Genomic DNA, 12,204 nt, shown 5'->3' with positions numbered 1-12,204 from the left:
TCTCTCTCGTGTCCGAGCGAAACGCCGAAGTCGTCGCTTCAGTCCGTTCGTGACGGGTCGAGTATGACGAGTCGATCGAGTCGGCCTGTCAGTTCGCGGTCCCGCTGGGCGGAGGCGTGTTGGTATCTCAGAGCGACGGAGACGTCGGTGTGACCGCCGCGCTCCAGGAGGTCGGCGAGGGTCGCGCCCTGGCGGGCGTACTCGGTCAGGCCGGTGTGGCGGAGGCTGTGGAAGCGGAACGAGTCGCGGCCGACGGCCCTCCTCGCATCGCGCCAGTACCTGTCGAATGCGGTCTGGGAGATGCGTCGGCCACGCCGGGTTGGGGGAGTGAAGAGCGGGCCGTCGCGGCCTGGGGCCGCGTGGGTCTCGATGTGGTCGCTCAGGATCGGTAGTAGGGAGGCCGGGATTGCGATGCTGCGCTTGCTGCCGCGCTTCGGGTCTGTCAGCCTCCCTGCCTTGGTGTTCCACTGCCGGCGGACGTGCAGCACGGCTCGCGCGGGGTCGTCCAGGTGTTCCAAGTCGCGGCGCTCGAGCCCGAGCACCTCGCCCAGCCGCAGGGCGCACCAGGCGGCGAGCAGCACGGCGGTGCGCAGATGCTCCGGCATCGCCGCAGCCATCGCGGCGACCTGCTCGGGCGTCGCCACGTCGCCGTCCTCCTCTTCCGGCCGGACCTGGGCCTGCGACGGTGCCTCTGGGAACGCGAACGACGCCAGACCGATGTCCGGTCGCCTGACAGCGGCATTGAGGCACGAGCGCAGCACCCTGGCCGCGTTTGGTGCCACACCGTTGGCCCGCGCACCCGGGTGACGCTTCGACGGCATTGCCCGCAGCGTCGCGAGGTGAGCGGCGACCTGCTGCGGGGTGAGGTCGACCAGGCGGGTGCTGCCGAGCTCGGGCAGCACGTGGGTGCGCAGTACAGACCGGTACGACAGCACGGTCGAGGGGGAGCGCTCCGGGTTGGCCGCGAGTGCCTCCAGCCACTGCTCGGCCCACTCGCCGAGCGTGAGGGCGTCGGTCTCGGCCTTGGTTTTGGCCGCCCGGCGCTCGGCGCGCACCTGGCTGGGCGGGACGAAGGTGCCCCGGGCGCGCTGGCCCTTGGCGATGTCGAGTGCGGCCCTTGCGTCGCCCAGGGTGTCGAAGACGCCCAGGCTGTGCGTGGTTCCGTCGACATCGAGGCGCACCCGGTAGCGTTCTCGGAACCGGACGATCCCGCGTGGAAGGCTCGTAGCGACCATCCTGGACCTCCTCTCCGCTGACACATCGACCTTGTCTGTGTCAGCGTTGTGTCAGAAATTCTGCCGCAAGGGGCTCGTTCATGCCTATCCCTGCACATCAGGGCAACGGCCAGAAACGGCAGAATCTCGCCGAAAACTGCGGGTTTCGGCGAGATTCTGGGAGGTGCTGGCGGAGGATGGGGGATTCGAACCCCCGAGGGCTTGCACCCAACACGCTTTCCAAGCGTGCGCCATAGGCCACTAGGCGAATCCTCCTGGTCAGGCCTCAAAGAGGATACCCGAGTTGGAGCGCCGCTCCGAACCGATCGGAGTGAGCCGCAGCACAGCCGGACCTCGGCCGGTTGCGCCGGTGGGGCTGCTGACGGTTGCATGGTGACATGGACGACCCTCCGCATCGACGATCCCGACCGCGCCTAGGCACGGCGGGCCCAGCCCGCGGCACTGATCGCGCCGCCACACACGCCACCCGAACGGCCGCCTGATGGACGGCGGCACGCTCGTCAGCTTCGGCCTCGTGCTGTTGTTCATCCTGATCGGCGGGGTCTTCGCGGCCACCGAGATCGCGCTGGTCTCGCTCCGGGAGAGCCAGATCGACCAGCTCGCCGAGCAGAGCGACCGCGGCGCCCGGGTGGCCGCCGTGGCCCGCGACCCGAACCGGTTCCTCGCCTCCGTCCAGATCGGGGTCACGGTCGCCGGGTTCTTCTCCGCCGCGTACGGCGCGTCCACGATCGCGCCGGACTTCGTGCCGGCCCTGGTCGGCTGGGGGATGCCCGAGTCCGTGGCGAGCACCCTGTCCCTGATCGTGATGACGCTCGTGATCGCCTACCTGTCGCTGGTCCTCGGCGAGCTGGTGCCGAAGCGGTTCGCACTGCAGCGTTCGACCGGGGTCGCCCTCGGCGTCGGCCCGCTCCTGGACCGGTTCTCGGCCCTGATGCGACCGGTGATCTGGCTGCTCTCGGTCTCCACCAATGCCGTCGTACGGCTCTTCGGGGGTGACCCGAACGCCAAGAACGAAGAGATGACCGACGAGGAACTTCGAGGCATGGTCATCGCCCACGAGGGTCTGCCCGAGGACGAGCGTCAGATCCTGCGGGACGTGTTCGACGCCGGCGAGCGTTCGGTCAGCGAGGTGATGCGCCCCCGCCACGAGGTCGCCTTCCTCGACGGGGACCTCGGCATCCGGGATGCGACCAGGTTTATCGCGGACCAGCCGTACTCCCGCTATCCCGTCATCGGCGAGAACTTCGACGACATCCTCGGCTTCGTGCACGTGCGGGATCTGTTCCTCGCGGACGTCGCCACTCTCGCCGCCGACGACGAGGAGGTCCCCGCGACTGTGCGCCCCTCGCCGACGGTGCGCAAGGTCCGGGACCTGGCCCGCGAGGTGGTAGTGCTGCCGTCCACGAACGCTCTGCTGCCGTCGATGTCCATCATGCGACGCGCCCGTATCCACATCGCCGTCGTCATCGACGAGTACGGCGGCACGGACGGCATCGTCACGCTCGAGGACCTTGTCGAGGAACTGGTCGGCGAGATCCACGACGAGCACGACATCGAGCTCGTCGGCGCGCCTTCGCCCGCTGAGGACGACGGGCTGATCGACGCCGGGCTCAACCTGGAGGACTTCGCCGAGCGGGCGGGCTTCGAGCTGGCGGACGAGGGCGACTACGAGACCGTCGGCGGGTATTTCCTGGACCGGCTCGGCCGGGTCGCGAAGGTCGGCGACGTCGTGCCGGCCGGTGACCATGTCCTCGAGGTGGTCGAGATCGATGGGCACCGGATCGTCACGGTTCGGGTGCGCCGGACCGAGTCCGGCGGCTGAGCCGGTAGACCGAAGGCTGATGCCCGACGGCGGATGGTCGCCGTCACCGGTGCGGTCGCCTTGGGCGGTTCGAACCTATCCGCGAGTCCAGTTAGACTGGACGGCAGACCCCCCGTGTGGCGTCATCCCGCTGAATCCCCCCAGGGCCGGAAGGCAGCAAGGGCAGGTGGGCTCTGATGGGTGCGCGGGGGGTCCTTCATGCCCCGTGGAGGGTGCGGGTCGCGGCGGGCCAGTGCCCGGCACAGTGGGGTTCGGGCCGGGTTCGGGCCCGATGGACACAGGCGAGTGTGCGGTGTCGGTGCCGCCGCCTATTGTGATCGGGTGAGCACCGCGCTGTATCGCCGCTATCGGCCAGAGACGTTCGCCGACGTGATCGGTCAGGAACACGTCACCGAACCCTTGATGGCCGCCCTACGCGCGAACCGGGTGACGCACGCGTACCTGTTCTCCGGGCCTCGCGGCTGCGGCAAGACGACGTCCGCCCGGATCCTTGCGCGCTGCCTCAACTGCGCCCAGGGGCCCACCGACACTCCGTGCGGCACCTGCGACAGCTGTGTGGAACTTGCCCGGGGTGGCCCCGGCAGCCTCGACGTCGTCGAGATCGACGCCGCGAGCCACAACGGCGTCGACGATGCCCGCGAGCTGCGGGAGCGCGCCGCGTTCGCCCCGGCCCGGGACCGGTACAAGATCTTCATCCTCGACGAGGCGCACATGGTCACCACGCAGGGGTTCAACGCCCTGCTGAAGCTCGTCGAGGAGCCGCCGGCGCACGTGAAGTTCATCTTCGCGACCACTGAGCCGGACAAGGTCATCGGCACGATCCGGTCCCGGACCCACCACTACCCGTTCCGGCTGGTTCCCCCGGAGCAGCTCACCGCCTACCTGGAGCGGCTTGCCACCGCCGAGAACATGACCGTGGCCTCCGGCGTGCTGCCGCTCGTTGTCAGGGCCGGCGGCGGGTCCGTGCGGGACTCCCTGTCCGTCCTGGACCAGCTGATCGCCGGCGCCGACGAGGGCGAGGTCACCTACGAGCGGGCCGTCGCCCTGCTCGGGTTCACCCACGGCGCGCTGCTCGACGACGCGATCGACGCCCTCTCCGCTCGCGACGGCGCCAGCCTGTTCCGGGTGGTGGAGCGGGTGATCGACTCCGGACACGCGCCGCGCCGGTTCGTCGAGGACCTGCTCGAGCGGATGCGAGACCTGATCGTGGTACTCGCCGCCGGGGAACAGGCGGGCACGGTGCTGCGGGCCGTCCCCGAGGACCAACTGACGCGGATGGCCGTGCAGGCCCAGCACCTCGGCCTGGGCACCCTGTCCAGGGCCGCGGACCTGGTGAATCTCGCTCTCACCGAGATGATCGGGGCGACGTCGCCGCGACTGCAGCTCGAGCTGCTCTGCGCGCGACTGCTCCTACCCGCCGCGGACGACGGCGTCGATGGCTTCAACGCCCGGCTCGACCGGCTCGAGGGCGCACTCAGCGGCGTGGCGCCACTGGCCCCGCGTGGGCCAGCAGTCGCTCCGTCACCGGCGCCGACACCCGCGGCGCTCCAGCCACAGGCACCCGCAGCCGCCTACGCACCGGCAGCCGATCAGGCGCCCGCCCCTGCGCAGCCACCGGCGCCGGTCCAGACCTCGGCCCCTTCCGCGCAGGTCACACCACCACAGCCTTCCCCGGCGGCGGGCGCAGCCGTCGACGTGGCTGACGGTGACCAGGCCAGCGCGGCCGCGGCGCGGGCCTCGGCCGAACCGACCGACCAGGGCGAATCTGCTGGTGCCACCGACGGCGACGCTGCACCCCAGGAGCCAGCATCCGACGCCGCCGCTTCCGAGGCAGCAGGATCCGGCGGCGACTCCTCCGGGCGCGCAGGATCGGGCGGAGACGGCTCCGCGCGGGCCGCAGCTACCGGCGGCGACGGCTCCGAGCGGGCCGCAGCCCCTGGGTCGGCCTCGGCGCAGTCCGTGTCCGGCTCGGCAGCGCCTCGGCCGGACGCACCGGACCGGCTGGCTGCCGCCGAGGCTCCGGCTGCGCCACCGGCCGCCGCCACGCCACGTCCGACCGCCACACCTCCGGCGGCGGCGCCCGCAGCAGCGGCCGCATCCGCCGGATCCGCAGGGATGACGGCCGAGCAGGTGCGCCGGCGCTGGCCCGAGGTCCTGGAGACCCTGACCAGGATCAAGCGCACCACCTGGGCGCTCATCTCCCAGGACGCCCAGGTCGTCGATCTGAACGCCACCAACCTCGCACTCGGGTTCTCCACCCCCGGGCTCGCCTCCGCGTTCCGTAACGGCAGCCACGGCGAGCACCTGCAGCGTGCACTGTCGGAGACGCTCGGCCTGTCCGTGCGCATCGATGCCGTGGTCGCCGACGGCAGCGCTCCGGCAGGCCAGTCGGACGCCCAGCCCGGCGATGCGGGCCACGACCCGGCCGGCGCGGGTGCGCCCGCCGGTGATCAGACTCCCGGCAACGACGCGGTCAGTCGCGCCGAGGCCGACTGGGGCCGACCGGCCGCACCGGCGAGCCCAGCCGCACCTGCGACTCCGATCGCACCTGCGAACCCGGCCCCACCAGCGACCCCGATCGCACCGGCGAACCCGGCCGAACCCTCCCCAGGCGCCTCGCAGGGGCCGGCCTCCGCCGGTCCCGCCTCGCCGTCGCACGGGTCCGCTACTCAGGGCTCGAGCAACCTGTCCGCCCAACCCTCGGCACAGTCGCAGCCGTCCGCCGGCCCGGCGACCCAGGCCGCGGCTGGCCGTGCGCCGGCCGGGCCTCCCGGCGCCGGAGACAGCGAGTCCGACGACCCCGAGCGGCCCGCCCGGGCCGCTACCGCATCCCTCGCAGGCGCTGCGGGGACCGGCGGTTCCGCCGCGGATGACGACTTCCCGCCCCCGCCCTGGGACATCCCCGGGGACGACGCGGGCACGAGCGCGGGTGAATCGGACGGCTCCAGGGATGCGAACGACGGTCGCGGCACGGACGAGGATCCGCCGTCCGGTGGCACGCGGCGCGAGAGTGGCCCCGGCGACCGGCCCACCCCATCGGCCGGCGGTGCGCCGCGAACGGCACCGGATGACGACATCCCCCCGGCCGAACCGCCGGACTTCGATGACGGCCCCCCGCCCGAGCCCTTCCGAGGCGTGCGGTCCTCGGCGCCGCGCAGCCCGGCACCAGGCCCCGCGGCACCCACCGGCGGCGGCGTGCCCGGGTCCGCCCGGGATGCCGCGTTCGCGGCCGCCCGCGCAGCCCAGACCAACGGCGCCGGCCCGCGCGGCGGCGACCGGACGCCGTCGGGCCCTGCGGCGTCTATCGACGAACCCGACATGTCGGACCCGGACATCGAGTCCTCTGGCCTGATCGGCGCGCCGCTCGTGGCGCGCCTGCTCGGCGGCACCGTGATCGATGAGATCACCGAGACCACGGACGGACAGCCCTGATGGCCGCATACGAGGGAATCATCGCCGACCTCATCGAGGAACTCGGCCGACTGCCCGGGGTGGGTCCCAAGAGCGCGCAGCGGATCGCGTTCTACATCCTTGCGGCCGACCCGGCGGACGTGCGGCGCCTCGCCCACGTGCTCACCGAGGTCAAGACCAAGGTCCGGTTCTGCGAGATCTGCGGCAACGTCTCCGAGGAGACCCAGTGCCGGATCTGCCGGGACCCGCGCCGTGACCCCGCCATGCTGTGCGTGGTCGAGGAGGCCAAGGATGTGGTCGCGATCGAGCGCACCCGGGAGTTCCGCGGCCGCTACCACGTGCTCGGCGGCGCCATCAACCCGATCGACGGGGTGGGACCGGACGACCTCCGGATCCGGGAGCTGATGACCCGGCTCGCCGACGGCGCCATCCAGGAGATCATCATCGCCACCGACCCCAACGTGGAGGGCGAGGCAACGGCCACCTACCTGGCCCGGATGCTGCGGCCGATGGGGCTGACCATCTCCCGCCTCGCCTCCGGTCTGCCGGTTGGTGGAGACTTGGAGTACGCCGACGAGATCACGCTCGGCCGGGCGTTCGAGGGACGGAGGAGCATCGATGTCTGAGAACCACGGTCTGGATGCCGACCTGCTGGTGCTTGCCACCGCCACCGCCGGGGTCGCCGAGCGATTCCTGGACACGGTCCGTGAGGTCGCCGCCGGGGTGAGCCCGGACTCCTCCATCCCGCTGCTGCTGCTCGCCGTCTCCGACCTCAGCGCCGCGGGTGCCCGTCTGGGCGCGATCGTGGACATCGTCCCGGCCGAGCGGTTCGAGCCCGACGACGGACCCGAGGGTGACCTCGAGCCGCTCCGGGTGTCCCTGGCGAACGTGCTGGAGGGGATCGACGAGTACACCGAGGTGGCGGACCCGTTGGTCAGCCCGGAGGTCACCGCCGGTGCGTTGAGCAACGACCTGTCGGACGTCGCGCAGGCAATGAGCGTGGGGCTGGCGCACCACCGTGCCGGGAACCCCTCGGAGGCGCTGTGGTGGTGGCAGTTCTCCTACCTGTCGGCCTGGGGCGAGCGCGCGGCCAGCGCGATGCGGATCCTGCTCAGCCTGATCTCGCACCTGCGCCTGGACGTCGACGACGACGTCGCCGGTGAGGCCGAGTTCGACGCCCTGCACGGCGGGGGCTGAGGGCTCGGCGCTTCCGCGGCGGCCGCAACTGGACCATGGCGACCGGTTGCGCGCGGCTCAGGCCGTGGCGCCTCGGTGGGCGCGCAGGGGCGAGCGCGCATCGCGTCGCGGCGGCTACGCCACCCGGGTGCCGCCCGGCAGGGTGCGGTAGGGCACGCGGAGCCGGCGGATCGCGACGGCCAGTCCGGCCGCCCCGAGGAGCAGGTTCGCGCCCAGGCCCCACGGCCAGACCGGCGCGGCGTCGTCCACCCTGGGCTCGGCGTAGCTGGACAGCCAGCATTCCTCGAAGACGTCCGGCGGGCCGCTGCGCATCTGGTTCGTGGCCGCGCGGATCGCTTCGAACGGGCCCGATCGGTCCGGGTCGAGGCCGGGCTGGGCGCCGGTGTCCGCCAGGATCACGAACGGGTTGATGGCGAGCAGCCACCACGTCTGCTCGGTGTGGGTGACTTCGCGCTGGTCGGTGAAGGTCTCGCACCGGTACTCGCCGCCGTCGGCGATCGACTCCTCGACGATGCCGTGTACCTGCACCTGTTCCGTGGTGGTCACGGCCGGGAACGTGAGCACGAACAGGATCAGCGAGATCACCGTGAGTGAGGCGACGGCCACGTAGGTGAGCACGCTCGAGCCGGCGGTCCGGGCGGTCAGCGCGGAGAACCCCAGCCCGATCGCACAGACCACTCCCAGCAGCAGCGCGAGCACCACGAGCGAGAGGACGAAGCCGCCCGCCGTCGTTCCCCCGAGCAGCGCGCTCCAGAGCAGGAACGGCAGCGAGACCGTGAGGAACGCGAGCGCGGCGGCCCACCCGGCCAGGAGCTTCCCGACGGCGATGTCCGCCGGCGAGAGCAGCGTCACCTGCAGGATGGCGAGCGTGCCGGCGTTGCGGTCCCCGTTGATGGCCGTGGACGCGAGCGTCGGCGCCACCACCAGGCCGAGGCCGAGCACGAACATCAGGACCAGACCGAACGCCCACGTCGGGTCGCCGCCGAGCGCGGCGAACGCGCCGCCGATCAGCAGGCTGATCAGGCCGACCAGCCCGAACCAGACCCCCAGGGCGACCCGCCAACGCGTGGACCGGATCCGTTGGCGCAGCTCCAGGACGGCGATCGTGCGGACGCCCTGCCAGGAGATCGCCCGAGCGCCGGGAGCCGTCGGCTCCGGAACGGGCGGGTGGTTCGGTTCCAGCGGAACGGTGAAGGTCGTCATCGTCGGTCCGTATCCAGGGTGAGGTAGGCCTGCTCGAGCAGACCGCTGACAGGAGCGAGCGAGACCACCGGAACCCCCGCACCGACCGCTGCGGCGAGCAGCGCCGCGGCGGCCGCATCGTCGGCGACATCGACGAGGACCGAGCCTTCGACGTCGGGGGTGTCCGTGTCCGCAACGAGCGGGACGCCGGCCTGGGCCGCCCACCGCTGCAGCGCCGCGGGATCGAGCGAACGCAGCCGCCACCGGCGCGTCCCGGCGCCGGTGCCCAGCTGCTCGGCACTGATGGTGCGGCCGCGGGTGAGGAACACGGCGTCGTCGACCATCTCGTCCAGCTCCGCGAGGACGTGGGAGGAGATCAGGACGGTGGTGCCACCGGCGGCTAGGCCACGCAGCAGGGCGCGCATCTCGATCCTCGAGCGTGGGTCGAGGCCCGACGCCGGCTCGTCCAGCAGCAGCACGTCGGGTGAGTTGATCAGCGCCCGGGCCATGCCCAGGCGCTGCTTCTGCCCGCGCGAGAGGGTGTGCGCCGGGGCCGTGGCCAGGTCGTCCAGGTGCACCGCGCGGAGCAGGTCCCACGCGCGTGCGCTGCCCTCCTCGCGTCCGAGCCGGTAGGCACCGGCCATCGTGGTGAGCACCTCGACGGCGGTCAGGGAGTCCCAGGTGCCGAAGGAGTCCGGCATCCAGCCGATCCGGGACCGGGCCAGGGCCGAGGAGGCGGGATCGGCGCCGGCCACGAGCACGGAGCCGTGGTCGGGGGCGAGCAGGCCGGCGAGGATCAGCAGGAGCGTGGTCTTGCCGGACCCGTTCGGGCCGACCAGCGCGGTCACCGACCCGCGCCGCACGGCCAGGTCCACCCCGGCCACCGCCCGGACGGTTCCGAAGGAGCGGTGCAGGCCCCGGGCCAGGATCGCCGGTGCTGCTCCCGCCGGCGGGCCGGGTGGACCTGGAGGCGCGGTCGCGATCGGATCGGGCGGCGGGCCGCCTGCTGGCAGCGGTGTGGACATGGACCTCACCGTAGGGCGCCGGCGCGGCCGTGTTCGGCGAGTCAGCGGCGTGCCCTGCGTGGATCCTGTGTCCGGATCGTGTGCCTCATGGTTCGGGCCGGCTCGGCGGCGGGAGGGCGGAGGTGGTAGACCTGCTCCGTGCCCGACGCCCCGATGCTCGCCGACGCCACCATCACCCTCCCGGGGACCGGTGGCCTGGAGCTGACACTCGGTGTCATCGCGCTGCTCGTGCTGGCCGGGTTCGCCGCCGGCTGGGTGGACGCCGTGGTGGGCGGCGGCGGTCTGATCCAGCTCCCGGCCCTGCTGCTGTTCGTCCCGGACATCACCGCCGTGCAGGCCCTGGCCACGAACAAGGTCGGCTCGATCATGGGCACGTCCACCAGCTCCATCACGTACTACCGGCGGGTCCATCCGGACATGCGCACGGCGGCACCGATGGCGATCGCTGCCTTCGTCGCGGCGGTCGGCGGCGCGGCGCTGGCCTCGAACATCCCCGAGCAGGCCCTGCGCCCGATCATCATCGTGGTGCTGATCCTCGTCGCCATCTACACCGCGGCCAAGCCCAAACTCGGCGCCGTCACGGACCTGCGCTGGAGCGGGAACCGGCACTACGGCGCGGCCATCGGGCTCGGCCTCGCGATCGGTGCGTACGACGGGCTGCTCGGCCCCGGGACCGGCAGCTTCCTCGTCATCAGTCTGGTCAGCGTGCTGGGCTACGCCTTCCTACCTGCGAGCGCGCTCGCGAAGATCGTGAACTTCGCCACCAACCTCGGGGCCCTGGTGTTCTTCGTGCCATACGGCGCGGTGCTCTGGGGGATCGGGATCGTGGTCGGCGCGGCGAACATCCTCGGCGCCTACATCGGCACCCGGATGGCGGTGGCGAAGGGCAGCGGTTTCATCCGGATCGCGTTCCTCGTGGTGGTCGCCGCGCTCATCATCAAGCTCACCTGGGACGTCATCAGCGGCAGCTGATGATTTCGGGATGCGGACCGAAACGTGTCCACCCACTGGTCCGATCTAGAATCAGACGTTCCAATTTCCCACCCCATCGGAGCCTCCGTGGCACTCATCGTCCAGAAGTTCGGCGGATCGTCGGTCGCTGACGCGGCCAGCATTCAGCGCGTGGCCAAACGGGTGACCGAGACCAAGACCGCCGGCAACCAGGTGGTCGTGGTGGTCTCCGCCATGGGCGACACCACGGATGAGCTGCTCGACCTCGCCGCCGCGATCTCCGACAGCCCACCGAACCGGGAGATGGACATCCTCCTGACCGCCGGCGAGCGGATCTCGATGGCGCTGCTCGCCATCGCGATCCACGAGCTCGGCACGGACGCGCAGGCGTTCACGGGCCAGCAGGCCGGTGTCATCACCGACACCTCACACGGCAACGCCCGCATCATCGACGTCTCGCCGAGCCGCATCCAGCGGGTCCTCGAGGGCGGCGCCGTGGCCATCGTCGCGGGCTTCCAGGGCGTCACCCAGCACACCAACGACGTGACCACCCTCGGCCGCGGCGGCTCGGACACCACCGCCGTGGCGCTGGCTGCCGCGCTCGGCGCCGACGTATGTGAGATCTACACCGACGTCGACGGCCTGTTCACCGCCGATCCGCGGATCGTGCCGGCCGCGCGCCGGATCGACCGGATCACCACCGAGGAGACTCTCGAGATGGCGGCCAACGGCGCGAAGATCCTGCACCTGCGGGCTGTGGAATATGCCCGCCGCTACGGCGTTCCTATTCACGTGCGCAGTTCGTTCTCGCTCAACGAGGGCACGCTCGTGACCGATGCAGACCCCGAAGAAGGACCAATGGAAAACCCCATCATCTCCGGCGTGGCCCATGACAGCTCCCAGGGCAAGGTCACCGTCGTCGGCGTCCCGGACGTGCCGGGCAAGGCCGCGCAGCTGTTTGAGGCCGTCGCGGCCGCGGGCGTGAACATCGACATGATCGTGCAGAACGTGTCCGAGCAGGAGACCGGTCGGACCGACATCTCCTTCACCCTGCCGGCCGACCAGTCGAAGGCGGCGAAGGAAGCGTTGGAGGCGACGGCCACCGAGCTCGGCTACCAAAGCCTCAGCTACGACGAGGGCGTGGGCAAGCTGTCCCTGGTCGGCGCCGGGATGCGCTCCCACCCCGGGGTCTCCGCGCGGCTCTTCGGTGCCCTGCGGGACGCCGGCATCAACATCGAGATGATCTCCACCTCGGAGATCCGCATCTCGGTGGTCACCCGCAGCGAGGACCTGGACTCGGCGGTACGAGCGGTGCACACGGCGTTCGGGTTGGACGCCGACGAGGTCGAGGCCGTGGTCTACGGCGGAACGGGACGTTGAA

General features: G+C 71.6%; 9 protein-coding genes, 1 tRNA gene and 1 other RNA gene. 7 read left to right on the top strand and 4 right to left on the bottom strand.

The annotated features are described in order from the left end of the window. Positions 1–38: 38 nt before the first annotated feature. Both KCQ71_RS14520 and KCQ71_RS14515 read right to left on the bottom strand, forming a co-directional pair. On the bottom strand, positions 39–1,235 hold the full coding sequence (locus KCQ71_RS14520) for a tyrosine-type recombinase/integrase (RefSeq protein ID WP_223407089.1): 1,197 nt from the start codon (positions 1,233–1,235) through the stop codon (positions 39–41). Positions 1,236–1,402: 167 nt separating this feature from the next. Beyond that, a tRNA-Ser gene (locus tag KCQ71_RS14515) sits at positions 1,403–1,490 on the bottom strand. Between the two features lie 226 nt (positions 1,491–1,716). On the opposite strand from KCQ71_RS14515, the gene KCQ71_RS14510 reads away from it, so the two are divergent. The 5 genes from KCQ71_RS14510 (at position 1,717) to KCQ71_RS14490 (ending at position 7,665) form a co-directional block, all read left to right on the top strand. Next, complete coding sequence (locus KCQ71_RS14510) at positions 1,717–3,057, top strand: hemolysin family protein (RefSeq protein ID WP_223407087.1); 1,341 nt, start codon at positions 1,717–1,719, stop codon at positions 3,055–3,057. 103 nt (positions 3,058–3,160) lie between these two features. Beyond that, positions 3,161–3,257: signal recognition particle sRNA small type (gene ffs, locus KCQ71_RS14505), an RNA gene on the top strand. Between the two features lie 121 nt (positions 3,258–3,378). Continuing rightward, positions 3,379–6,489: a DNA polymerase III subunit gamma and tau gene (locus KCQ71_RS14500; RefSeq protein WP_223407085.1), complete on the top strand. Its 3,111-nt coding sequence runs from the start codon at positions 3,379–3,381 to the stop codon at positions 6,487–6,489. After that, positions 6,489–7,094: a recombination mediator RecR gene (recR, locus tag KCQ71_RS14495; RefSeq protein ID WP_223407083.1), complete on the top strand. Its 606-nt coding sequence runs from the start codon at positions 6,489–6,491 to the stop codon at positions 7,092–7,094. Before KCQ71_RS14500 ends, recR begins: the two co-directional genes overlap by 1 nt. Beyond that, on the top strand, positions 7,087–7,665 hold the full coding sequence (locus KCQ71_RS14490; RefSeq protein ID WP_223407081.1) for a DUF5063 domain-containing protein: 579 nt from the start codon (positions 7,087–7,089) through the stop codon (positions 7,663–7,665). The genes recR and KCQ71_RS14490 overlap by 8 nt, the downstream gene beginning before the upstream one ends. Positions 7,666–7,779: 114 nt before the next feature. Here the strand turns inward: KCQ71_RS14490 and KCQ71_RS14485 are convergent, their stop codons facing one another. Next, the gene (locus KCQ71_RS14485) at positions 7,780–8,868 is read right to left on the bottom strand and encodes an ABC transporter permease (protein WP_223407079.1); all 1,089 of its coding nucleotides are present in this window, start codon (positions 8,866–8,868) and stop codon (positions 7,780–7,782) included. Beyond that, positions 8,865–9,872 carry an ABC transporter ATP-binding protein gene (locus tag KCQ71_RS14480; RefSeq protein ID WP_223407077.1) on the bottom strand — a complete coding sequence of 336 codons (1,008 nt, stop codon included), beginning with the start codon at positions 9,870–9,872 and terminating at the stop codon, positions 8,865–8,867. Before KCQ71_RS14480 ends, KCQ71_RS14485 begins: the two co-directional genes overlap by 4 nt. A gap of 153 nt (positions 9,873–10,025) precedes the next feature. Here KCQ71_RS14480 and KCQ71_RS14475 point away from each other — a divergent pair, with 153 nt between their 5' ends. Both KCQ71_RS14475 and KCQ71_RS14470 read left to right on the top strand, forming a co-directional pair. Further along, complete coding sequence (locus KCQ71_RS14475; RefSeq protein ID WP_223407341.1) at positions 10,026–10,844, top strand: sulfite exporter TauE/SafE family protein; 819 nt, start codon at positions 10,026–10,028, stop codon at positions 10,842–10,844. A gap of 87 nt (positions 10,845–10,931) precedes the next feature. Further along, positions 10,932–12,203 (top strand): aspartate kinase, encoded by a 1,272-nt coding sequence (locus KCQ71_RS14470; protein ID WP_223407075.1) that lies wholly within the window; start codon positions 10,932–10,934, stop codon positions 12,201–12,203. Position 12,204 lies beyond the last annotated feature (1 nt).

It is taken from the genome of Occultella gossypii, assembly GCF_019947135.1.
Taxonomy (GTDB): domain Bacteria; phylum Actinomycetota; class Actinomycetes; order Actinomycetales; family Beutenbergiaceae; genus Occultella; species Occultella gossypii.
The sequence above is the reverse complement of the archived record's forward strand: the minus strand, read 5'-3'. Positions and strand labels throughout refer to the sequence as shown.

Coding starts and splice junctions, on each gene's coding strand:
- recR (WP_223407083.1), top strand. CDS start 6,489: ATGGCCGCATACGAGGGAATCATCGCCGACCTCATCGAGGAACTCGGC.
- KCQ71_RS14475 (WP_223407341.1), top strand. CDS start 10,026: ATGCTCGCCGACGCCACCATCACCCTCCCGGGGACCGGTGGCCTGGAG.
- KCQ71_RS14520 (WP_223407089.1), bottom strand. CDS start 1,235: ATGGTCGCTACGAGCCTTCCACGCGGGATCGTCCGGTTCCGAGAACGC.
- KCQ71_RS14490 (WP_223407081.1), top strand. CDS start 7,087: ATGTCTGAGAACCACGGTCTGGATGCCGACCTGCTGGTGCTTGCCACC.
- KCQ71_RS14510 (WP_223407087.1), top strand. CDS start 1,717: ATGGACGGCGGCACGCTCGTCAGCTTCGGCCTCGTGCTGTTGTTCATC.
- KCQ71_RS14480 (WP_223407077.1), bottom strand. CDS start 9,872: ATGTCCACACCGCTGCCAGCAGGCGGCCCGCCGCCCGATCCGATCGCG.
- KCQ71_RS14485 (WP_223407079.1), bottom strand. CDS start 8,868: ATGACGACCTTCACCGTTCCGCTGGAACCGAACCACCCGCCCGTTCCG.